We start from the raw sequence: 21,410 nt of genomic DNA on the forward strand, positions 1-21,410 counted from the left end.
GGAGGGAGCGAAACAGTGGGAGTATGGCCTGCGTGACGGCAAGAAACAGTGACATCGAGAAGGCGGCCGAGGTACTTCGCGCCGGCGGCCTGGTCGCCCTCCCGACCGAGACCGTCTACGGTCTGGGCGCCAACGCCGAGGACCCCGCCGCTGTTGCGCGCATCTTCCAGGTCAAGGGGCGTCCGCCCTCCCACCCGCTGATCGTCCACATCGGCGGCGCGGAGCAGCTGGACGACTGGGTCGAGGGCGTGCCCGCGGCGGCGCGGCTGCTGGCCGAACACTTCTGGCCGGGGCCGCTCACGCTGGTGTTGCGGCGCGGTCCCCGTGTGCCCCTCGAAGCGACGGGCGGCCTGGAGACGGTGGCCGTGCGCGTGCCCGACCACCCCGTCGCCCTCGCGCTGCTGTCGGCCTTCGGCGGCGGGGTCACGGCCCCGTCCGCCAACCGCTTCGGCTCGGTCAGCCCCACCACGGCCGACCACGTCCGTGCGGAGCTCGGCGAGGCGGTCGACTTCGTGCTGGACGGCGGCCCCTGCGAGGTCGGCGTCGAGTCGACCATCGTCGACGTCACGGGCGGGATTCCGAGCATCCTCCGGCCCGGCGGAGTGACACGCGAGGACCTCGAAGCGGCGCTGGGGCACCCTCTTGCCGTCCCTTCGACGAGCCGCGTCCGGGTGCCGGGCCAGCATCCGTCCCACTACGCGCCGCGTGCACGGGTCGTCCTCGTCGAGCCCGAGAAGGTCGTAGCCGAAGCGGAGCTCGCCCAGGAGCAGGGGCACCAGGTGGGCGTTCTTCTTCCCCTCGCCTTCACCGGCGCCCCGGTGAAGGCGCACGCCGTGGTGAAGGTCCCCGCTTCGATGGCCGCCTACGCGCGCGGCCTGTACCGGTTCCTGCGCGAACTCGACCAGCAGGGGTGCGACCTCATCGTCGCGTCCTTGCCTGCGGAGGAGGGCCTGGGACTCGCGATCGCCAACCGGCTCCGCCGCGCCGCGGGACCCCGGCCCTCCTCGGTCCCCGGCCTCCAGCAGCACTGAACACCGGGCTGGCCGGCAGCGGGTTTCACCGTGTGGGGGCGGCAGCCCTGCTCAGGCCGTGGGAGGCGACCAGTCGTGCACTGCCGTCGGCCAGGCGGTAGGACAGCCCCACCACGGCAAGTCGGCCCTCGGCCACTCGCTCGGCCAGCACGCGGGAGCGTTCCAGCAGCAGATCGACGGTGAGCCTTATGTGCTCGGCCAGGATCTCCTCGGGCTGCTCGCGTCCGGCGGCACGGGCCGCCAGCACACTCGGGGTCACCCGCTCGACAACGTCACGGACGAAGCCGGCGGGTACCCGGCCGCCGTCGGCGGCGGCCCGGGCAGCTGCGACGGCCCCGCACGAGTCATGCCCCAGCACCACGACCAGCGGGCAGTCCAGCACACTCACGCCGTACTCGATACTTCCCAGCGTCTCCGCGCCGACGACCTGCCCGGCGTTACGCACGACGAACAGATCCCCGAGCCCCCGGTCGAAGATGATCTCGGCGGCCAGCCGGGAGTCGGAGCAGCCGAACAGCACCGCGAAGGGATTCTGGGCCGGGGCGGTCTCGGCGCGGCGTGCGGCGTCCTGGTTGGGGTGCTCGGGCGAGCCGGTGACGAACCGGTGGTTGCCTGCCAGCAGCATCTCGAAGGCATCATCGGGAGTCGGCGTCAGAGTCTCGGTCATGGCGGAAGGCTACGGCCGACCCCGCCAAATCGCGCGGCCGCGTTCACGGATGGCGGCCTGCGCTCCCTCCGCGACCCGCACTCCCTCTGCGACCCGCACTCCCTCCGCGACCCGCACTCCCGGACACCAGGCGGTGTCGCTCTCGGTGGTCCTCCTCGGTGCACTGCGCAGCTGCTCGGCCCACAACGGCCGCCGGGCCAGGGACACCACACACAGCGAGAGGGATCCCGGCCGGGGCGCACGCCGGACGGAGGTCCGCAGCCGCCACCCCCGCTGCCTCGGCAGGCGCGGCAACTGGGCCTTCCGTAGATTGAAGAGGAGGGGGTGCAACTCGCAGGGACATACGTGTGACGGCACCGGAGATCGACTACACGGCGGTGTTCGCCGTCCTTCCGAGCCCGTGCCTGATGCTGGGCACGGACCTGGTGATCGCCGCTGCCAACCCGGCCTTCTGCGAGGTGACCGGACGCAGCCGCGCCGAGCTGCTCGGGCAGTACCTCTTCGACGTCTTCCCGGACAACCCCGCCGACCCGGAGGCCGACGGGATGGAGACGCTGAAAGCCTCCCTGCACCGGGTTCTGGCCTCGGGCCAGACCGATCACATGGCGCTGCAGAGGTACGACATCCCGGTCGTCGGCAACCCCGAGGTGTTCAAGGAGCGGTGGTTGACCGCGATCAACGTGCCCGTCCTCGGCCCGGACGCAAAGGTCGGCTGGATCCTCCACCGGTCCGAGGACATGACCGACGTCGTCCGCGCCCGCCGCACGGCGTACCTGCCGTCGGTCAGTCCCGGCCGGGAAGCGGCCATGGAAGCCGAGCTGTACGCCCGGGCACGGCAGCTGCAACAGCTCAACGAGGAACTGCAACAGGCGCACGCACGGGAACGGCGCATCGCCGTCGCCCTGCAGGAAACCATGCTCCACACCCCGGACCTGGGCCGGCACCCGGACATCGCTGTGCGCTACCTGCCCGCGACCGGAGCACTGAACGTGTGCGGCGACTGGTACGACACGGTCGACCTGCCCCGCGACCGCTTCGCCGTCGCGGTCGGCGACGTGGTCGGCCACGGGCTGATGGCCGCCACCGTCATGGGCAGGCTCCGCAGCGCGCTGAGCGCCGCCACCCGCACCGTCCACGGCCCAGCCCAGGCACTGGAGGTCCTCGGTCTCTACGCCCGCTCGGTCGAGGGAGCACTGGCCGCCACCGCCGTCCAGGTCCTCGTCGACCGCCACAGCCATCTGCTCATCTACAGCAGCGCCGGCCACCCCCCACCCGTCCTGCTGCACCCCAACGGCACCTGCGACCTGCTCGACCAGGCCACCGACCCACCACTGGGTGCCCGCCCCGAACACGTCCCCCGCCCCCAGGCCAACGAGACCTACACCCCCGGCGACACCCTCATCCTCTACACCGACGGCCTGATCGAACGCCGCGGTGAAGACATCGACGCCGGCCTGACCCGCCTGACCGCCATGCTCGCCACCTGCACCGGCTTCGGCCCGGAACACCTCGCCGACGCCCTCCTCGCCGGCCTGGACCTCACCAGCGGCGCAGGCGACGACATCGCCATGGTCGTCGTCCGCCTGGCCGCAACGACCCGACCGCGCTGACCGGGACGGTGCTGGAGATCACGATGGCCGTCGTCTGCCGGAGCTTCGCTGTTCACTGCGCACCGGTGGCAAGCGGATCTCGTTCGTCAGTCAGCGCGGTAACTTGCGGGATTGCCCCGAAATAATGCTGCGGACCAGGGAAAACTGCTCTCGGTAGTTCTCACTGGTCCGCAGCGCTTATCGCTGCACTGTGACCTGGATGCACCCGCCCGGACCAGTGCCGCGCGGTCCCCAAGGGCACGGCGGCCCGACTCACATGGCGTCGTCCGGGCTATGTGGAGCCCCAGGGGGAGGCTCAGACATGGTCGGCGACGAGACTCAGGATGTCCTGACTGCTCATGCCTGATCTGCGAGCGGTTTGGAGGAAGTGGAGGCACGCTTCGATGACCATGGCATGGCTGGCGGCTTCCGCGGTGACGACCGCTCCGCGCCCAGGTCGGAGATCGATGAGCCGTTCCTCCTTGAGGATCTGGTAACCGCGCAGGACCGTGTGCATGTTGATGCCCAGAGTGCGGGCGAGAGCGCGTGCGGAGGGCAGGCGGTCGCCTTTCCGGAGCTTCCCCTCCGCCATGCTGCGGCGTACCGAGGCGGCGATCTGCTCGGCGAGGCCCATGGGCGAGGCGTGGTCGATGGTGACCAACATGTCAGGGACCTTCGTGTCCGCGTGCGAGCAGGTGGTTGGTGAGCTCGGCGGCTGTACCTGCGTCGTCGATGGTGATGACGAACTGGCCGCCGCTTGTGAGGGTGAGCCAGATGGCATCGCCTTCGCGCAGTGAGATGGCACTGAGTCCCGGGTTCCAGCGGTAGCCCCATCCTCCGATCTCGGTGGGCTTGGTCCATCGGGCCGAGGCGCTCTCGATGCGTTCGAGGGGGAAGCGCCGTCGTAGAAACGGCACAAGCAGCGAGCCGGCTGTGACGCCGCGGGGGGAGACCGTGACGCGGATGGCGCCCACGACGAGGAAGGCGGCGGGAAGCACCAGAAGCCACAGCGTCAAGGATCGGTGATGAGCGTCTACAACGGTGAGGACGCTCAAGCCGATCGCTGCGACGATGCCAGTGGCGAGCATCCATCCGGCGATCAAGGTGCGGTGCCAGACGGTGACCTGCTGCGGCGCGTGCTCGTGGTTCATGCTCGGCTCCGGGAGGCGAACCATGCGGCGCAGGCCACGGCTGCGCCTACGAGGACGTCGACGGCCCACTGGTACGACGGCAGATGAACATCGCGTCCGTTGGAGTCGCTGACGACCCACAGTGTGGCTATGAGGTCGTAGGCGGTCCCGGCGGCAAGGCCGCAGCAGAATGCCCTCAGCCCCCTGGCCGCCCTGGGGGCCGCTTTGATGGAGAAAACCACACCGAGGGCACCGATCGCCTGGATGGCGAACAACAGCATGTATTGGCCAAGCGTGGTCGCCGGGCTGCTGTACCCGTCGGCGCTGCCGCCCAACGTGAAGTGCGTGGCGATCTTGTCGGGCAGAGAGCCCTTGAACAGCAGAAATGCTATGACGGTGATCAGTGCTGCACCGACGAAGGGGGCGGTCGCCTCCGTCGCCAGACGGGTGCGGCTCAGGGCGGGGGCACGGTTCTCTAACACGAACGTCAGGTCCTTTCTGTGAAGCGCGTCGCCGAGGATTGTTCACATTGAAATAGAACGATAGTCGCGCTCTGATGCTTCCTTTGCCCCACCCTGACGGCACTCATACGGACCCTGACGGGCTTGGCTTGATCTCTACCGGGTGGTCCGTTAAGTCGTTGGGCCCTTTTTCGAACGCTTGTAGCGTTCCCTCATCCCTGTCCAGTGGTTGCGCTGAGTGACCACAGGACTGTTTCCTCGTACCACAGGAGTCAACATGCACAGACGCGTGAGCGTCGCCATCGCAGCTGCCGCTGTCCTCGGACTGGGCGGCGCCGTGGCTCAGGAGGCCGCCGCATCCTCGGCCACGACCCACGCCAATTCATCCTTAACCTCGGCGCCGCGCTCGAAGGCGGAGGCGACCAAGGACGGTCGGCTCCTCTTCGAAGGCTTGGCCTTCGCCCAGGGCCCCGTGGCGGACAAGCTCGCCCGCTCGGGCAAGTTCGTCGATGTCGCGACCCTTCGGAAAGAAGAACAGCACCGCGGAGCAGAGGAAGGCTGTGACGGCGGTGCTGGACAGGATCGAGAAGCAGCACCCGGACTTCTTCGGTTCCTTCTCGGCGAAGCTGCGCTCCGGCGACCCGCGGCAGGTGGAAAGCGGCGTCGATGAGGCCGCCGGCATCCTCAAGTCACTGTCGACCACGAAGTCCAGGGCCGATGACACCGGTACCGGCGTCGGCAGGTGCGCCAACGTCGTGGTAGCCGTCAACGTGCTTGTCGCCGTCAACCTGGGTGGTGCAGTGAACGTCTCGGTCGCCGTGAACTTCCAGGCGGCCAAGTGGGTAGTGACCACATCCCATTTCTGGTCTGCCACCGAGAGGGGACAGAGCTCCCTCAGCAGGGATGAGGAGATCGCCCAGCTGACACAGGTTCTGGCGGCGTAAGCCAGCCCCGGTGATGGGCCGGACTGTCATGCGCTGTGACAGTCCGGCCCACCACCCTCCGCCATTCACCTGCACGCCGGCTCCCGCACCATGCCGACCAGTCAAGGGCACAGCCACCATGCGTCTCATCCCCACCATTCGTCTGCTCTCACGCGGTCCAGCCCACTCCGCCACCGTGCCCCGCGCGTGGATCTCGACAATCTCCGTGATCTGGGTCGTCGTGTGCCTGTACGTCGCCCAAAGCTTTCTGCCGCACAACGTGATCTCGCTGCCCGGGCAGGGCGGCATCCGGAAGGTCGCCAACGTGGCGGCGCCCCAGGGCTGGGCCTTCTTCACCAAGTCAGGGAAGGACCCTCAGTACGCTCCCTACCGCATGACCGACGGTCACTGGCACAGCGCCGCGCTCACGCCGCACTCCAGGCCCTCGAACGCCTTCGGGTTCGACCGGGCCTCCAGGTCGCAGGGCATCGAGATCGCTCTGCTGATGCACCAGAAGAACCTCAGATGGACTTCATGCGACGGGACACAGTCCGTGAGCGCCTGCCTCGCACACGCGCTGGCACCGGTCGCCACGACGCCCAATCCCTCGCCGGCCCCCACCCTGTGCGGCCGGGCCGCTGTTGTGGAAATGCAGCCAGTCCCCTGGGCATGGCGCCGCCTGTCCTCTGAACGCCACACTCCCACTCGTGTTGCCGTCTGGAGCCTGAAGTGCCCGTGACCCAGCGCCCCGTCCCGCTGCCCTGGACCAACGTGTACGGCTTAGCTCGCACTCTCGTCGCCCTTGGCACCGCCGGGACCCTGGCTGCCTCGAGTGCCGAAACACTCTTCCGGCCGGTGGCGACCATCGGTGACTATCCGCTGTGCACCTCGACCACCGCCGCGAGCGTCTTCTGTCTGGCGTCCCACAACTACACTCATTTGACCTGGATCAAGTGGGCGTGTGTGCTCGTCCTTCTGGTCGTGGCCTCGGGCTGGCGGCCTCGGTTCACCGCTCTGCCGCACGCGTACATCAACTACAGCGTCTTCTCGGGCATCGCCATCGCCGACGGAGGCGACCAGGTCGCCCTCATCCTCTCGGTGCTGTTCGTACTCCCGGCCATCGGAGACAAGCGCCGCTGGCATTGGGAGCCGCAACAGCAGGCGCCGGGCTCACGCATCGCACCCGTGCTGGCGCTTCTCGGCACCAGCGCGCTGATCACGGTGCGTCTGCAGATGGTCGTGATCTACTTCCAGGCCGCTGTCGCCAAACTGCCCCACGCCGAATGGCAGGACGGAACCGCTATGTGGTACTGGGGCAGCAACCTCGACTTCGGGCCCGCTCCGTGGCTCAACACGCTCATCGCGCCCATCATCGCCACACCACTGGGCGTGGCCCTGATGACCTGGGCCCCGCTGGCGATCGAGCTCTCGCTGGCCGTCTGTCTGCTGCTCCCGCAACGACAGCGATGGTGGGTGATGAGCGCGGGACTGGTCTTCCACCTCTCCATCGCCCTGATCATGGGCCTGTGGAGCTTCGCCCTGGCCATGGCCGGCGGCATTCTGGTTCTGTGCCAGCCCCTGGGGGGATCCCTTCACATCCGAAGGGCGACACACCCTGCCCATGTGGCTGCCACAACTACACCTGAAGCTGAAGAAGCAGCGCCCCGTAAGCAGGGTGGCTCATCGGCGCAACCAGCCGGCGTGGCGCAGCCGTCCGCCTGACCACGGATGGGGGCCGGCGACACAGGTCTGGCGCGCAGCGCTTGCTCATATGCCCAGGCCCGCCCGGTCTGTCGATATTCCTCCACGGGGATGGGCTCGACGCCGGTCCTCATGCGCGCGGTGTACAGAGGTGGTCGATCTCGTGGTGGATGAGGCGGGCGAGGGACGAGCCCGCGAACGTCGAAGAAGCTCAGGCAGCCCTCGTACTGTTCGTCCGTCTCCGCTGAGTGCTCGGTGATCCTGGGGTTGAGGAGGATGACCGCGGGGGCGTCGTCGGGCGGCAGGACGGCGGCGGCAGCGCGGGCGATGCCGATCTGCGGGGCGGCGATGCCCATACCCTTGGCGAAGGGGTGGACCTGGCTGATGCGTTCGATGGCGGCGAAGAGCCCGTCCATGATGCCTTCGACCTCGTCGCGTTCGGCGGGCAGGTCGAAGGCGCGGACGGGTTCGGTGAGGATGCCGGCACCGTGCTGGACGACGCCGAGGTCTCGCATGCGCTGGCTGGGCCGCACGTCCATCACCTGAACTCCCTTGATCTGCTTCGCCTTCGGGCCGTGCCCGGAATCGCCATTCCAGACGGTACCGAGCGTGCAGGGCGGGCGTGGCCGTGAGCCATGTGAATTGCCGTAGGCCATCGTCGTCGCTGCGGACGGGCGGGGTGCGCAGCGGGGAGGCTTCGGCGGTCATGGAGGTCTCCGTGCCCCACACGACGGGGTCGAGGTCGGCGGGGAAGACGAGATGGACTTCGAGCTGTCCGCCTGGACGAGGTCTCGAAGAAGATGCACAAGCGCCGCCCCAAGCAACTGGCCAAGGCGAAGGCCAAGCTGGAGAAGGCAGAGCGGAAGGCTCGCGAGGCGGCTGAGGCGGGGTGGCCGCCCTGGAGGACGATGCCGCGTGACGTGTGCCTGATCCGTGCCGTGGAGCCGTAACCGAAGGGGCCGCCCCACCGCACCAGCGCGGTGGGGCGGCCCCTTGCGTCTCCCTCGGTCAGGTCAGCCGCGTGGTCGGTGGCTTTCCTGCCGGGCTCGGTCGATCGCAGCAGCGGTCTCGTCGCCGGCCAGCCGCTCGATCTCCTCAGGTACCTCCCGCTCGTCCAGCACGAAGAGCCGGTCACCGACGAGACGGGTGGTGGTCTTCCAGCCGAGACGACGTCCCGCTTCCCGAGCGGCATGCCGGACGTCCTTGAGCTCGCCCAACTCCGCAAGATCGTCGCCGCTCAGGATCAGCTGACCGTGGTAGCCCTGGAACTGCGGCTTCAGAGCTGCCCGCATCATCGATTCGAGCCGATCAGCTTCCCGTACCGACGCCGAGCCAGCTCATCCGTGACGGCCATCCTGCACAGCTCCCCACCATCCGCGCCCACGGCATGTGTGCCATATGTGTGCTGCAAGCGCAGGAGCCCTCCCGTCCGCTAGACAGAAGAGCTCCTGACCTGGTGTTTCTCTGTGCCCCCGGCAGGATTCGAACCTGCGACACCCGCTTTAGGAGAGCGGTGCTCTATCCCCTGAGCTACGAAGGCGGGCCTTGCGTAAAACGTGGCTGAATACTCTGAGTGACTATCCGGCCCGGTTGTGGCAAGGGTGGGGACCGTCACCGAGGTGGCGGTCCCTGACAGGGTAGCGGATCGGGGTGGGGTACTGGGCTGGGGGCTCCTACCTCAGCCGGGCTCATGGGCGGTTTCCCGTGCCTTGGTTGTGGCTGACCATGCCGTCGTTTCCCTGGGGGCGTCGGTCTGCCGCGCAGGAACACCGACCGGAGCGATGCACACTGCCATCCTCAGAGCTGCCTCCCGTGTCACCCGTATGGCTCTGTCCTACGGCCGCAGTCTGGCTCGTGGAGTCCGTCCGCTACGACCCGTCGACGGTCAGGCCAGGCCGCAGTCGCCGTCGTCCGCATCATCTGGACCGGCGTGGCCGTCGATGTCGCCCGTTGCCTCCAGCCGGGCCCAGCCCAGCCTCATGGCGGTGGCGAAAGCGAGTGCCATCCGCTGACCTGCCGGCACCGCATGCCCAGTGTCCTACTCGAGCGCCAGGGCAGTGCGCTCGATCTTCGCGCCCATGGCGGAGCGCGGCCTCCTGGCACGCCGGCCCACTGCATCCTCGGCTTGCCTCGTCACAGAGAACAGCACAAAGGGGCTCGCCGCCGATCCGCAATCGCTCCGAGGGATCAGCCGGGCGGGAGCTGGGCTTGAGTTCGAGCAGCGATCCAGCCGCTGGATGACACGGCACACGGTGGGGCACCGACAGAATGCGCTGGTCAGCAGCTATCGATGGGCGGCGAAGATCCTTTCCCAGGGCAAAAGTTGATCGTTTCCCGGCGTGCTGATCAACCAGCATCTGTCCGCACAGTTCCCCACCCGAACCGCCATACATCGACCGCTCATGCAGCAGTCCTGACGCCAGCCGATCAAGGAAGGCCCAGAACATGGCTGGTCCGTAGTGGCACCTTCTGCCCCGCACGCCCCTGCGCTCTTGCGAAGACCCGGCGCATGTGATGGGCGTTGTTGCATCCCCAGCATTCCCAGGACTCGAGGCTGGCGTCGGCGGCTGGGCGGAGGCGGTGTTCGGCGACTGGCCCGCCACTTGGCGCACGGGACGGCTGCGTGGTGCGAGATCTTTCGGCGACGGCCCACGGTTCAGCCGCCACCGACAAGGCCGAGAGGTGCCACTTGAGGTGCCTCAGATGTCGACCATCGCCTTGATCGGTCTAGACCAAACCCCCGCTGCACCCCTTGGAACGGAATCCCGCTCGCCAATGCGTTGAGGCGAGGTCAGCCACTCCTCCATCGCCGCGACTATCGGAGCCCGGCGAAGCTGATGCCTGCAACGGCTGCGCCGAGGACGGTGCCGGCGCACACCTGGAGGAGCGTGTGGTCTTTGAGCTCCACTCGGGACCAGCCGACTATCGCGACGAGCGGGTAGAGAAGCAGCGGCCACGCGCCGTAGGCCATCGCCAGCATGACGATGGCGCCGGAGGAGACGGCGGTGTGGACGGATATCTTCCACGCCGTCGTGATGACCAGGATGGCGATGAGGGTGGCCAGCATCGCGGTGACCAGCGCGATCATCTCGCGTGGTGCTCCGAGGAGGCCCATGAGGATCATGCCGGTGATAACCGATGCCATGATGCCGGGGATCAGGATCAGACGGTCTTGGCGTCGGCGTACGTGCCGGTCTCCCCAGTATCCGCGTCGCTGACCGAACTTGATGAACACGATAGGGACAACCGCGCAGAAGGCGGCTGCGAACAGTCCCCACCCTATGCCCGGGAGCCGGCCCGCGTGCCAGCCGATGAGGACGGCCACCCCGATAATCCAGTTTTTGGGTTCAAGGCCGTCTGTGATGGCACGGGCGAGGGAGGATTTCTGCCTGGCGAGGGTGAGTGTCACACGCTTTCCTGATCGGGTGTGGTGGTGACCGGGGCGATGGGGTTCGTCGTGGTGGGGCCGCCCGCGGTTTGGGCTCCGCGCGACTGGTAGGCCGTGCTGACGGACCGGAGTCTGGCAACTTCGGCCTCGAAATCGAAATCTATGAGGTCCTGCCGCTCGGTGTATGTGCCTTGAGTTGGTGTGGGTGTTGGCGCGATAGGTGCTCCGGCGAGCCTGGCTGCACGGGCGGCGTGCAGCCAGATCGCTTCTTCCAGGGCGGAGCGAAGTGCAGGAATGGGTTCGGACTGTTCCGCTGCGCGACGGGCCTGTTCGCGAAGGCCGGCCGGGGCATGGCGTGCCAGGATGAGTGCGGCGTCCCGGACCTCGATCACGGCCCGGTGTAGTCGGACCCGTGGGCTGGGACGGAGGAAATGCGTATCGAGAACGACTTCGGGGACGGCGCTGGTGAGGGACGCCCACAGGGGCCGGATACTGCGTAGTGCATGCCAGTCGCGCACCGAGCGCCGCAGAGCTCCCATCGCGGGGATCGAACTGCCCACAATGATGAGAGCGATGGCGGTGTACTCAATAACATCGGCTATCCGATTGGCCCGGGGCCCGTCAACGCTGATACGCAGCAGGCCCAGGATCATGAGGACGGAACGGTACAGGCTGTACCCGGCGCCGAGGGCTGTTCCCGTGCCCAGCAGCCGCAGCCCAATGCGCAACCAGCCAGCCCCGGCATGGCGGCCGCTTCCCCAGAACAGCCAGGTACACATGGCCATCGCCAGGCCGAGACTGTCCAGGAAGACCAGGCAGTAGGCGGTGCCCGGCACGGAACCAAGGCTGGATTGGAAGAAGTTGTCGGACTCGATTGGACGTGGGGTCACTGCAAAGAGTCCGGCCAGCACTGCCATCGTGGAGGCAGTTGCCGGGATCAGCCATCGGCGGGCACCAGCCGCAGCTGCGGGCCGGGCGATCGAGATGACGAAATCTAGAACCGCCGCTGAGGCAACGATGCCCAGTAGGTTCTTTCCCAGGGTGGCCGCGTCGTGGATGCCGATCAGGGCATCAGTGGAGCGGGCCACGCCGGGGGCCCCGAGAGTCGTGGCGGCTGCTATGGAGGCGAAGGCGAGCCACAAGGCCCGCTGCTTTGTGACGCGGACGGCGCCGGGAAGCCGCCAGGCCGTGACGGCCCAGAGCAGGATCAGCGCCGCGTGCTTGACGACTGTCACGACCTTCTCCCCGGATGGCCGAGGACGTCGTTGAGGCGAGCGAGGACGTCTGCTGATCCGCCCGAGGTCGAGATGGTCTCATTGCGGCTGGCACGCTCAAGGATGAGGGTGGCCAGCGTCTCCGCCTCTTTCTCCTGACGGTCGGCGAACTTGGTGCGGCCGAGGAGATGGAGGATGCGGTCGGTGGACAGTCCCAACTCGGCGTCACCGGGAGCTGGCCTGGCTGCGGCGGCGCGGATCCGCGCCGCCTCGGCGCGCACGATCTCGGGCAGTCCAGGTTGGTTCACTGCGTTCACGGCGTCACCGGTGCGTGCGAGCAACTGGGTGAAGTGTTCGGATATGGCGGAGAATTCGTCCTGGGGGGTGTCCTCGTTGGGGTGCAGCTGGGGTGCGACGTGTCCGAGGAGCATGTGGGCGATCTCATGGAGCACGATCTGGACTTTGAGGATGTCTGCTGCGCAGGACTCGTAGAACACCAGGTCTGCGGTGTCGAGGCCGAGCCAGATGCCGCACGGCTGCTCGGGGTCGGCTGGGCCGTCGAGCGGAATCAAATACAGGGGACGGCCCCGCTGTTCAGCAATGCTCGAGCAGAAAGCGTCGAGATCGAACGGCTGGGGGATGGCAAGTCCCTCGACGATGGTTGCACACAGGTGGGGGCGTGACCTCTTCCACCAGCTCATGAGATCCCTCACCGCTCCAGGCATCGACAATGCGCGGCGGGCCACCCGACCGCGCCGACGGCCGCTGAATCTAGCCGTTACGTCGCTTGGGTTGCGGAACCTTCGCTTCCGGTAGCCCCTCGGCTTGGCGGAACCCTTCGACGATGCTCTTGATTCCCCGCAGGGACCGGGCTGACAGTCCGCTGAGCCGAAACGCCACGGCGCGGACCTCCTTGTCCCTGAGGACATCGGCGACCTCGTCCCCCGCGTCGGCCGTCTCCACACTTTCCTTGATCTCCCTGATGCGCGCCTCGACAGTCCTGGAGAGTGAGTCATCGAGGAAGTAAGCGGTCGGAACGCCGAAGAAGGCGGCCAGTGCCCGCAGGGAGTCTACGCTGGGGTTGGTGACCTTTCCTGTGCGGATTGCCTGGACGGTCCCATGGGAAACAGTCGGTTCCCCTTCACCCGCAGACTCCTTGATCATGTCCGCGATCTCCTGGTACGTGAACGGCCCCCGGCCCTTGGGGTGGATCTCGCGGATCAGGTAGTCCAGCTTTGCGGCGATCGTACGTCCGTCGGCGGCCGGGGCCCGGTTGCCCATCTGCTGATCACCTCTTCTTGCACGGGTCTGCGGAGCCCCCTCCGGAGCGGACCGATTATCTCGTTGACTAGATGGACTCGCAACTCACGCCACTTCATCGTCAGGAACATGCTTGACATGCTCAGGTGGGCGTGACGTATGTTTCGGCACGCTGCATCTAGTTGACTAGACGTTGATATGGAGAGGCGCACGGGACGCACTGGCCGTAAGTGCGGTCGCCATGAAGGTTCGGGAGTGACTGCCTGGGCCACCATGCGATCGTCGGCATGCCGGTCTGAGGAGTTGCAGGGGAATGCAGCTCTGCGGTGGCCCCGACGACACGTTGACCGGCATCTGCGGCAACTGTTGGTCGAGGTCTCGCGAGGTCAGGCCTACAGACCGGCGCGTTCAGGAGGAGGGGGAAGTGGGCGAGGATGTCCTTCAGGACCAGAAGGATGTCGCAGGGGCTCGGCTGGGGTTCCGGGGTGTGTCGGCGCCAGAGGAGGCCCTGTACCGACGGTTGCTGAACGAAGTAAGGGATGACGGGGGTGCAAGGTGCGTGCAGCCACGGGAAGAAGACCTGGCTGACCGGCTGGTCGAACTCGGCCTCGCCGTACGCAGTGGTGTCGGCGGCCTTCGGGCTGCCGGCCCGGCGCGCGCGGTCGATCAGCTCATCGACAGGCGGCTGAACAGGCACCGGGAAGAACTTGAGCAGACCGTGCAGGCGCACGGTGTTGTCGAGTCACTGGTGACCGAGATGGCGAGCTTGCCGACCTCATCCGACGATGCGCAGCCGGTCAAGCAGTTGGAGGGGCTGACAGCCGTCCGTGAGGCCATTGACGAACTGACCTTTTTCGCGCGTTCGGAGAAGCTGACCGTGAACCCGGTGGGCGTACTCGCCAGTGAGTCCATCGAGATGTCCCGTCCGCTGGACCTGCGTGGGGCACGACGGTCGGGTTCTTCATCACTGTGACCAAGGGGGGAGTCTGCCTTGCGCAATGACATGTCAATTCTCGGATTGTCCGAGATGGAGGAGCGGATCTACCGGCATTTCCTCCGGAATCCCGGAACCACCGCAGACGATATGCATCTGCTGTTCCGAGTGGCTCTCGACGACGTCCAGCGGGCATTGGACCGGCTGTGCGTCGGCGGTGCACTGCGCGAATCGCCACCGACGGGGTATCTGGCCGCGCCACCCGACATCGCGGTGGACAAGCTCACCGACCTGCGCCTGCGTGAGCTTCACGAGGAGCTGCGAAACCTCACCCAGTCCCGGCACCTGGTCTCCTCGCTGCAGGCCGAGTGCGAGCCCAAGCCGGTGGAGGCGTCCGGCATCGAGCGGCTCGACCGGGTGCGCCAGATCCGCGACCGGATCGACGACCTGGCCTTCTTTGCGCGCGAGGAGATCCTGTCGGTGGAGCCGTACTCGGCGCTCACCGAGGACAACATCGGACACGCCCGCCCGCTGGACATGCGCTGCCTGCGGCGGGGTGTGCGGATCCGCAGCGTCATCCTGCGGAAGGCGCTCGACCACCCGCCGACCGCCGGATACCTGCGGGAGCTGCACTCCCAAGGGGCCGAGATCCGGGTGGCCGAGGAGATCAACGAACGGATCCTGGTCTACGACGGCCGCACCGCACTGACCCCGGTCGATCCGGCCAACATCTCGCGGGGCGCCCTGATTGCCCGCGAAGCCGGGCTGGTGGCCAACGTGGTGGCGCTCTTCGAGAAGATCTGGGACTCGGCAGTGGACCTCCTCGCGGCCGCGCCGACCGGGGAGGCCGAGGCCCCGGGCCTCGGGGACACCGAGCAGCGCGTCCTGGAGGCGATGTGTCGCGGCGTCAAGGACGAGATCGGCGCGCGCGATCTGGGCATGTCGGTGCGGACGTACCGCCGTTACGTGGCCGAGCTGCTGCAGACGCTCGACGCGGCCAGCAGGCCGCAGGCAGCGCTGCTGGCCCGCGAGCGCGGCTGGGTCTGACCGAACGTCAAGCACCTTCGTGGCCACGGATACCCGACTTTCCATGATGGAAAGTCGGTGGTACGCTTTCCATCATGGAAAGTGACAAGAGCACGCCTGAGAACATCGCCGCCGCCCGCGCCGCACTCGACGGTGTCAGCGAGGTCCGCAGCCGGATCGCCGACCGGGTGGCCAGCCCGTGGTGGTACCACGCGGGGCTCGGTCTGTCGGTGGCCACCGTGTTCGCCTCGATCGACGTCGGCGGGTCGTTGGTGCCCTCCGGCGTCGTCGCCGGCGGCGTCCTGATGCCGCTCGCGCTGAGCTGGACGGTGGCCAGGTCCAGGGGTATCTCGGTGTCCCAGGCGGTCTCGACGCCGAGCGCGCGGGGGCTGAACGGCGCCTTCCTGGTGCTGCTGATCCTGCTCGGCGGCCTCGGGCTGACCCTCAAGATGGCCGCCGGACTGCCCGGCGCGATGACGGCGGCCGGGCTCGCGGCGGCCGCGCTGACCATCTGGACGACCGTCCGCAACGACGTCGCGCTCCGCCGGGACCTGCGAAGCGGCGCATGAGCGGCCCGAGATTCGACGAGGTCATCCACCCGGCGCACCGGCTGCAGATCTGCGCGCTGCTCGCCGGAGTGGAGGCCTTGGAGTTCGCGGTCGTCCGCGACACCCTCGGGGTGAGCGACTCCGTGCTGAGCAAGCAGGTGAAGGCCCTGCAGGCGGCGCAGTACGTGGAGATTCGGAAGGTACCGCTGAACGCCCGTACCCACACTTGGCTGGCGCTCACCCCGTCGGGCCGCACGGCACTGAAGGGGCACCTGGCCGAACTGCGGCGGGTGGCGGCGCTGGCCGGGCCCATTTAGGGCGTACAGGCCAACGCATCAGCCACAACAGGGGCGCGGGAAACCGCGCGAAGCGGAAGGCACAGGCCCGCAGCCTCCCGATTCGCGCAGTTCCTCGCGCCCCTTGGGGATGCCCCTCACTGGCGGGGACTTGGCATCAGGGCGCTGCCAGGGCGTCGGCGTCCAGGTCCCCCAGGGCGACCGTGGTCATCGCCTGCTCGCCGAACAGCTGCGCGCCTGCGGATGACACCTCGTCGGCGGACACCGCCCGCAGCCGCGCGGGCAACCGGTCCAGCTCGGCGACCTGGTGGCCGGCGGCCGCCAGCTGCCGCAGCAGGTCGGCCAGCAGCGCCGGGGAGTCGAACGCGGCGAGCAGCTGGGCGGCGCAGAACCCGCTGGCCCGGGCGACCTCCGCCGAGCTGAACGGCTCCCGCGCGATGCGCCGGAACTCCTCCCGCAGCGCAGTCAGCACCTGCCTGGCCTGCGAACGGGGCATCCGGGCACGTACCAGCGACCGGGGAATGTCGAGCAGCACGTCGCGACCCGAGTAGATCTCGAAACCCTGCGCCGAGAGTCCGGCGTGACGGGCCGCCAGGCGAGAGCCGTAGTAGCCACCGAACGCGGCCGTGGCGACGTACCGGGCGGCCTCCGTCGCGCCCTCGGCGCGCTCCGGCGCCGCGCAGAGCAACTGGACGTCCCCAGCCGTGCGGTCCTGGAGGATCAGCAGTCGGTCGGGCTCCGGGAACGGTCCGGGCGTGGGCGCCGGTTCACCGTCCCAGCCGCCGAGCGCGTGGTGGGCAGCAGCCGTCACCGCTGCGGCGCCGAGCGGGCCGACCACGACCAGAACACCGCCGGCCGGGCGCAGCACGGAGCGCTGGAGAGCCGCAGGCGTCGGTGCCGGGTCCTCGGCGCCACCCCAGTGGCGCCGCAACGCCTCGTCGAGCAGGCGGTGCGGGACCGGCCGGCCGGGAGTCGGCGGGAGGGTGTCGGGAAGCGGCGCAGTGACGGCGCTGCGGAGCACTTCGAGCCACTGCCGCAGCGCCTGCGGCGGGACGTGTCCGGCGGCGTCCAACCACTGGCCGTCGGTGGACAGCGACAGGCAACCGCCGAGCGCGGCGGCTCGGGCGGGCGCGTCGGTGGCCGACAGGCTGTGCCGGAGCAGTGCCTCGACTCGGCCCGGGTGCTGCCAGCCCAGAGCGCCGAGCGGCAGCCGCAGCCGTACCTCGGCCAGCGGGGTGCGGCCGTCGCCCGCGGTGAGCACTCGGAGGCCGTTGTCCAGCACCGTGTCACCGAGCAGGGCGGACGTCGGAGGAAGGTCCTGGCCGTAGGCAGGCAGTGGCCGGGGCTCCTGACCGGACAGGCGTGCGGCGGGCGGGACGGGCTGCGGCTTCGCAGTGGTGCGGTCGGGGCGGGTGCGGGTAGCTCCGGGACGCATGACGAGCACCGCCGGCAGCGCCGTGGCGAGCGTGTGGGCGGCGTCGGCGAGGTCGGCGGGCCGCAGGGCGAGCAGGTGGTCCGGTAGGGCGTCGAGTAGCTCGGCCCGGCCGTAGAGGATCTCCAGTCGACCCAGTGCGCGGCAGCGGGTCTCCAGGTCGCCGTGCGCGCGGTGGTGCTCGCCGGCCATTGCCAGGGTGGTCCGCCTGATCGCGTCGTGGTCCGGCGTGCCGTCGGACCAGTGCGACCACTGCTGCCGGACGGCCGCGAGGGCCTGCTCGGGTGCGAGGTCAGGGGGCAGCAGGGCGGTGAGAACCAGGGCATCCGGGTCCTTGGCGTCGAGCGGGCCGAAGAATCCGCTGCTGGTGCTGAGACCCGGCAGCGAGGTGCCCGTGCCAGGCACCCCGCTCCGGTCACTGAGCAGGCGGGCGAGGACGGTGTGGGCCAGATAGGCCGTCAGATCGGTCTGCGGGTCGGGCAGCCGGTAGCCCAGGGCGAGGGCGGTGGCGGTGACGCCCGGCTCGGTGGTCTCCACCCAGCGCTCGGCCTGCGGGTGTGGCTCGTCCAGGTCGGGCGCCGGGGGTAGCGGGCGGGCCGGGATGTCCGCGAAGTGCCGCTCGACCAGGTCCGCGACGAGCTCGGCGGGCAGCGGACCGGCCACGGTCAGGACGGCGTTGCCCGGGGCGTAGTGCGTGGTGAAGAAGTCCATGCAGTCGGCCGGGGTGACCCGGCGCAACCGGTCGGCGTCGCCGTAGCCGTCGTGGGCGTTGGCGAAGTTCTGGAACACGGCGCCGGGCAGCAGCGGCCAGGGGAACCCGCCGTATGGCCGACCGTGCACGGCCTGGTGGATCTCCTGGGCGACGCCTTCGAGTTGGCCGGCCAGCTCGGCCTCGGTGAAGCGGGGAGCGCGCATCCGGTCGGCCTCTGCGAACAGCGCGCGTTCGAACGCGCCCGGCGGGACCACCTGGTAGTAGTCGGTGTAGTCCTGGTGGGTGGTCCCGTTGGCGTGTCCGCCGTGGCGGTGGACGTGGTCGTAGAAGCGTCCGTCGGGAAGGCTGGCGCTGCCCCGGAACATCAGATGTTCGAAGAGGTGCGCGAAGCCCTCCCGGCCGGGCGGTTCTGAGCGGAAACCCGTGCCGTAGTGGACGGCGACGGCCATCCGGGCCGCCTCGGGGACGGTGTCCACCACCACCCGCAGTCCGTTCGGGAGGGTGAAGCGGCTCACGCGGGACGTCAGTGGGGTGGGGGACATGCGGGTGTCTTTCGCTCGGAGGTCGCTCGGGAATCAGAGATCGATCAGGAAGATGAGGAAGCCCGCGTAGTGCTCGAAGCCCATGGTGTGCCAGCCGACGTACGCGGCGATGTCGTGGACGTGCAGCAGGATCCGGATCGCGGCCGTCGCGGCCCAGTGCGTGCCCAGCTCGCGGCCGTAGCCCTCGAACAGCGCTTCCAGAAGCAGCTGCCAGTTCTCCTGTTCGCCACCCAACTGCCAGCGCAGTTCGACGATTTCGCCAACGGCCCAGCCGAGGTCGAAGTACCAGGGCGCGACGGCGAGATCCTCGCCGACCAGCAGCTCGGCCGGGCGGCCCGCGGTGTTGGTGACCAGTGAGCCGAGGCCGGGGGCGCCGTGTACCAGCGTGACGGCGGTGTCCTCGTTGAGCTGCTCGGTCCAGCCGAGGATCTTGGACCAGCGGTCCTCGCCGAGCCGGGCCCGGAGCTCCGCCGCGACCCATGCGGCCCGCGCCACCGGGGCACGGCCGCCCAGCCAGGTGTTCAGCCGGTCCAGGCCGCGCGGTGGCTGCGGCGCGAGCGCGGCCGTGTGCACCGGACCGGCGTCGTGCAGCCCGCGCAGCAGGGCACCGAAGCCGCGCAGCGGGTCCGCGAGTTCGGGCTGCGGGCCGCTGGTCAGCAGGCGGTTGGCGACCGACTCGCGGCCGTGGACCCGGTAGATCCTGGCCGGACCGTCGGCTGCCGCCGGTGCCCAGCGGGCGAGAGCCTCGTCGCCGGGCTGGACCAGCAGGTCGAGCAGCTCGTCGCTCGGCCGCCGGAACGGCGCCGGGGCGGCCGTGCCCGGTGCGCGGCGCCACTCGTAACCCCCGGGGATGCTGCGCACCGTGGTGTGCAGCAGATCGGTGCCGAAGTCCGCGACGGTGTGCGCACCGACCAGGGTGCTGCCCCGGCCGGTCACGGCTTGGCCAGATCTGCGAGGAAAGCGGCCGGAGCAGTGGAGGCGAACGGGTCTGCCGCCCGGTCGAGTTCGAGACGGCGTTGTTCAGTCATGGCGATGACCTCCGGAAACAGGGGTGGCACCCAGGCGTCTGAGCGGCCGGTGGTCAGACTGACACCGGAGTGCGGCGGGGCGAGGACGATGTTGGGGCGGGCGGCGAGCGCCGCCCAGTGGGCTTGGAAGGCGGCGCTGTGCAGACCACCTGGCGGCAGTGCGGGGGCTACCGCCACCGGTGCCTTGGTGCACTGGGCGGCGAGCAGCGCGGGGCTGTCGGCCAGGCCCAGGGCGAGCCGGGCCATGAAGTGCAGGGTGGCCGGGTAGACGACGATCGCCTGCGCCCACTCGGCGAGTTCGACGTGCCGGGCACGACTGTCGTCGTCCGGCCAGGTGTCCACCAGCACCTCACCGGGGGTGCGGCCGGCCAGCGCGTGGCGGGTGACGAAGCGCTCGGCGCTCCGGGTGAGCACCACGTTGACCGCCAGCTGCGGGTAGTTGGCGCGGGTCCAGTCGAGCCAGAACGGCATCCCGGTGGCGTACGCGGAGCCGGCCGTGACCACCAGGAGCCGGTCGATGCCGAGCGCGGGGGCCGGGGCTGCGGCGGGCGGTATGTCGGTCACCCGGCGACCTCCTTGAGGATCGTCTCCAGCTCGCGCAGCGCGGCCTGCCCGCCGTGCAGGCCGAGCACTCCGGTGACGTTGAGCACGATCTCGTCGACGCCGGCCTCGCGGTACTCTGCGAAGGTGTCGGTGAGTTGCTCGGGCCCGCCGTAGAGGAAGGCGCCACCCTCGACCAGAGCCGCCGCGCCCGCCTGCGGGTCGGCGGTGTCGATCTGGATGCCGGAGCGGCCCAGCATGTCGGCGTAGTGCGGGAGTTGAAGGTGCCCCAGGTTGCTGGCGTACGCCAGGGCGACGGGGTTGCGGTCGGGTGCGGCAAGCGCGACCGGGACGATGGAGACCACGCGTGGCACCGGACGGCCTGCGGCCTCGGCTCCCTCGCGCAGTGCGGGCATGATGACCTCCCGCAGGTAGCGGGCCGGGGTCAGCCAGGTGATGGCGACGTCGGCGACCTCACCGGCGAGCCGGGCCATGCCGGGCCGCAGTACGCCCAGGCCGACCTCGATCGGCGGCCGCGGCACGGCGGGCAGCTTGCCGTGGCAGCTGAAGTACTCGCCGTCCTGTTCGACCAGCTCGCCGCCGAGCAGTCCGCGGACGACGGTCAGGTACTCGCGGGCCGCGGTGAGCGGGCTGCGGTAGGGGCGGCCGAGCATGCTGCGCTGGAAGACGGCGGCGCCGGGGCCGAAGCCGGCCACCACCGAGTGGCCGGTGGCCGCCGCGACGGCATGTGCCTGCAGCGCTGCCTCGTAGGGGTGCTGCAGCGGCATCAGGGCCACGCCGAGCCCGACCGGGATCCGGAAGCCGGCTGCGGCGGCGTAGGTGAAGGCATGGTGCGGCTGGTTGAGGACGGCCTGGCCCTGCCAGAGCCGGTGGGCGCCGCTCCACTGGGTGAGCGCCGCGTAGGGCAGCAGTTGCTCGGGCCTGGGCGGCGCGAACGGCATCAGGATGGAGTAGGTGGTCACGGGAG

General features: G+C 69.2%; 23 protein-coding genes, 1 tRNA gene and 1 pseudogene. 10 read left to right on the forward strand and 15 right to left on the reverse strand.

Going from position 1 to position 21,410, the window contains the following annotated elements; genetic code table 11:
• The first annotated feature begins 23 nt into the window (after window positions 1-23).
• The gene (locus tag FB563_RS17270) at window positions 24-1,031 is read left to right on the forward strand and encodes an L-threonylcarbamoyladenylate synthase (protein ID WP_055705964.1); all 1,008 of its coding nucleotides are present in this window, start codon (window positions 24-26) and stop codon (window positions 1,029-1,031) included.
• 25 nt (window positions 1,032-1,056) lie between these two features.
• Here FB563_RS17270 and FB563_RS17275 read toward each other — a convergent pair whose 3' ends face one another.
• Window positions 1,057-1,698, reverse strand: a complete 642-nt coding sequence (locus FB563_RS17275) for a carbonic anhydrase (protein WP_055705965.1) — start codon at window positions 1,696-1,698, stop codon at window positions 1,057-1,059.
• Between the two features lie 347 nt (window positions 1,699-2,045).
• On the opposite strand from FB563_RS17275, the gene FB563_RS17280 reads away from it, so the two are divergent.
• Window positions 2,046-3,308, forward strand: a complete 1,263-nt coding sequence (locus tag FB563_RS17280; RefSeq protein ID WP_142218768.1) for a SpoIIE family protein phosphatase — start codon at window positions 2,046-2,048, stop codon at window positions 3,306-3,308.
• A 295-nt stretch (window positions 3,309-3,603) separates the two neighbouring features.
• Here FB563_RS17280 and FB563_RS17285 read toward each other — a convergent pair whose 3' ends face one another.
• From FB563_RS17285 to FB563_RS17295, 3 genes are read right to left on the reverse strand one after another with little or no spacing between them, the layout of a single operon-like run.
• Window positions 3,604-3,951: a GntR family transcriptional regulator gene (locus FB563_RS17285; protein WP_055704481.1), complete on the reverse strand. Its 348-nt coding sequence runs from the start codon at window positions 3,949-3,951 to the stop codon at window positions 3,604-3,606.
• 1 nt (window position 3,952) lies between these two features.
• Window positions 3,953-4,438, reverse strand: a complete 486-nt coding sequence (locus tag FB563_RS17290) for a hypothetical protein (RefSeq protein ID WP_055704482.1) — start codon at window positions 4,436-4,438, stop codon at window positions 3,953-3,955.
• Window positions 4,435-4,899, reverse strand: a complete 465-nt coding sequence (locus tag FB563_RS17295) for a DUF1648 domain-containing protein (RefSeq protein ID WP_055704483.1) — start codon at window positions 4,897-4,899, stop codon at window positions 4,435-4,437. The genes FB563_RS17290 and FB563_RS17295 overlap by 4 nt, the downstream gene beginning before the upstream one ends.
• A gap of 488 nt (window positions 4,900-5,387) precedes the next feature.
• On the opposite strand from FB563_RS17295, the gene FB563_RS17300 reads away from it, so the two are divergent.
• The 3 genes from FB563_RS17300 to FB563_RS17310 all read left to right on the forward strand — a co-directional run bounded on the left by FB563_RS17300 (window position 5,388) and on the right by FB563_RS17310 (window position 7,523).
• Complete coding sequence (locus FB563_RS17300; protein WP_142218769.1) at window positions 5,388-5,822, forward strand: sporulation delaying protein family toxin; 435 nt, start codon at window positions 5,388-5,390, stop codon at window positions 5,820-5,822.
• 205 nt (window positions 5,823-6,027) lie between these two features.
• Entirely contained in the window at window positions 6,028-6,540 is a 513-nt protein-coding gene (locus tag FB563_RS17305) for an SdpA family antimicrobial peptide system protein (RefSeq protein ID WP_234357592.1), read from the forward strand.
• The gene (locus FB563_RS17310) at window positions 6,537-7,523 is read left to right on the forward strand and encodes a sporulation-delaying protein SdpB family protein (RefSeq protein WP_063797022.1); all 987 of its coding nucleotides are present in this window, start codon (window positions 6,537-6,539) and stop codon (window positions 7,521-7,523) included. The genes FB563_RS17305 and FB563_RS17310 overlap by 4 nt, the downstream gene beginning before the upstream one ends.
• A 212-nt stretch (window positions 7,524-7,735) precedes the next feature.
• Here the strand turns inward: FB563_RS17310 and FB563_RS44055 are convergent.
• Window positions 7,736-8,158: pseudogene (locus FB563_RS44055) on the reverse strand (peptide deformylase); the annotation flags it as partial.
• Window positions 8,159-8,302: 144 nt separating this feature from the next.
• On the opposite strand from FB563_RS44055, the gene FB563_RS17325 reads away from it, so the two are divergent.
• Window positions 8,303-8,452: a hypothetical protein gene (locus FB563_RS17325; RefSeq protein WP_234357593.1), complete on the forward strand. Its 150-nt coding sequence runs from the start codon at window positions 8,303-8,305 to the stop codon at window positions 8,450-8,452.
• Window positions 8,453-8,515: 63 nt separating this feature from the next.
• Here the strand turns inward: FB563_RS17325 and FB563_RS17330 are convergent, their stop codons facing one another.
• The 6 genes from FB563_RS17330 to FB563_RS17355 form a co-directional block, all read right to left on the reverse strand.
• Window positions 8,516-8,797 (reverse strand): hypothetical protein, encoded by a 282-nt coding sequence (locus tag FB563_RS17330; RefSeq protein ID WP_234357594.1) that lies wholly within the window; start codon window positions 8,795-8,797, stop codon window positions 8,516-8,518.
• A gap of 172 nt (window positions 8,798-8,969) precedes the next feature.
• Window positions 8,970-9,042: transfer RNA gene (locus FB563_RS17335), tRNA-Arg, on the reverse strand.
• 1,275 nt (window positions 9,043-10,317) lie between these two features.
• Window positions 10,318-10,911 carry a hypothetical protein gene (locus FB563_RS17340; RefSeq protein WP_055704488.1) on the reverse strand — a complete coding sequence of 198 codons (594 nt, stop codon included), beginning with the start codon at window positions 10,909-10,911 and terminating at the stop codon, window positions 10,318-10,320.
• Complete coding sequence (locus FB563_RS17345; protein WP_063797020.1) at window positions 10,908-12,125, reverse strand: MAB_1171c family putative transporter; 1,218 nt, start codon at window positions 12,123-12,125, stop codon at window positions 10,908-10,910. The genes FB563_RS17340 and FB563_RS17345 overlap by 4 nt, the downstream gene beginning before the upstream one ends.
• The gene (locus tag FB563_RS17350) at window positions 12,122-12,805 is read right to left on the reverse strand and encodes a hypothetical protein (protein WP_055704506.1); all 684 of its coding nucleotides are present in this window, start codon (window positions 12,803-12,805) and stop codon (window positions 12,122-12,124) included. The genes FB563_RS17345 and FB563_RS17350 overlap by 4 nt, the downstream gene beginning before the upstream one ends.
• A 70-nt stretch (window positions 12,806-12,875) precedes the next feature.
• The gene (locus FB563_RS17355) at window positions 12,876-13,385 is read right to left on the reverse strand and encodes a helix-turn-helix domain-containing protein (RefSeq protein ID WP_055704489.1); all 510 of its coding nucleotides are present in this window, start codon (window positions 13,383-13,385) and stop codon (window positions 12,876-12,878) included.
• Between the two features lie 403 nt (window positions 13,386-13,788).
• Here FB563_RS17355 and FB563_RS17360 point away from each other — a divergent pair, with 403 nt between their 5' ends.
• From FB563_RS17360 to FB563_RS17375, 4 genes are all read left to right on the forward strand, one after another.
• Window positions 13,789-14,337 carry a hypothetical protein gene (locus FB563_RS17360; RefSeq protein ID WP_142218770.1) on the forward strand — a complete coding sequence of 183 codons (549 nt, stop codon included), beginning with the start codon at window positions 13,789-13,791 and terminating at the stop codon, window positions 14,335-14,337.
• Window positions 14,338-14,367: 30 nt separating this feature from the next.
• Window positions 14,368-15,345, forward strand: coding sequence for a hypothetical protein (locus FB563_RS17365; RefSeq protein ID WP_055704491.1), 978 nt, complete (start codon window positions 14,368-14,370; stop codon window positions 15,343-15,345).
• A gap of 74 nt (window positions 15,346-15,419) precedes the next feature.
• Window positions 15,420-15,893 carry a hypothetical protein gene (locus FB563_RS17370; RefSeq protein ID WP_055704492.1) on the forward strand — a complete coding sequence of 158 codons (474 nt, stop codon included), beginning with the start codon at window positions 15,420-15,422 and terminating at the stop codon, window positions 15,891-15,893.
• The gene (locus FB563_RS17375) at window positions 15,890-16,189 is read left to right on the forward strand and encodes a transcriptional regulator (protein WP_055704493.1); all 300 of its coding nucleotides are present in this window, start codon (window positions 15,890-15,892) and stop codon (window positions 16,187-16,189) included. The genes FB563_RS17370 and FB563_RS17375 overlap by 4 nt, the downstream gene beginning before the upstream one ends.
• A gap of 136 nt (window positions 16,190-16,325) precedes the next feature.
• Here the strand turns inward: FB563_RS17375 and FB563_RS17380 are convergent, their stop codons facing one another.
• Genes FB563_RS17380 through FB563_RS17395 form a run of 4 tightly spaced genes read right to left on the reverse strand, consistent with a single transcriptional unit; the run spans window position 16,326 to window position 21,405 of the window.
• Window positions 16,326-18,854, reverse strand: a complete 2,529-nt coding sequence (locus FB563_RS17380) for a M16 family metallopeptidase (protein ID WP_055704494.1) — start codon at window positions 18,852-18,854, stop codon at window positions 16,326-16,328.
• Window positions 18,855-18,887: 33 nt separating this feature from the next.
• Window positions 18,888-19,790, reverse strand: coding sequence for a hypothetical protein (locus FB563_RS17385; protein ID WP_055704495.1), 903 nt, complete (start codon window positions 19,788-19,790; stop codon window positions 18,888-18,890).
• Window positions 19,787-20,446, reverse strand: coding sequence for a flavoprotein (locus FB563_RS17390; RefSeq protein WP_063797021.1), 660 nt, complete (start codon window positions 20,444-20,446; stop codon window positions 19,787-19,789). The genes FB563_RS17385 and FB563_RS17390 overlap by 4 nt, the downstream gene beginning before the upstream one ends.
• On the reverse strand, window positions 20,443-21,405 hold the full coding sequence (locus FB563_RS17395; protein ID WP_055704507.1) for an LLM class flavin-dependent oxidoreductase: 963 nt from the start codon (window positions 21,403-21,405) through the stop codon (window positions 20,443-20,445). Before FB563_RS17395 ends, FB563_RS17390 begins: the two co-directional genes overlap by 4 nt.
• Window positions 21,406-21,410 lie beyond the last annotated feature (5 nt).

The organism is Streptomyces puniciscabiei (genome assembly GCF_006715785.1).
Taxonomy (GTDB): domain Bacteria; phylum Actinomycetota; class Actinomycetes; order Streptomycetales; family Streptomycetaceae; genus Streptomyces; species Streptomyces puniciscabiei.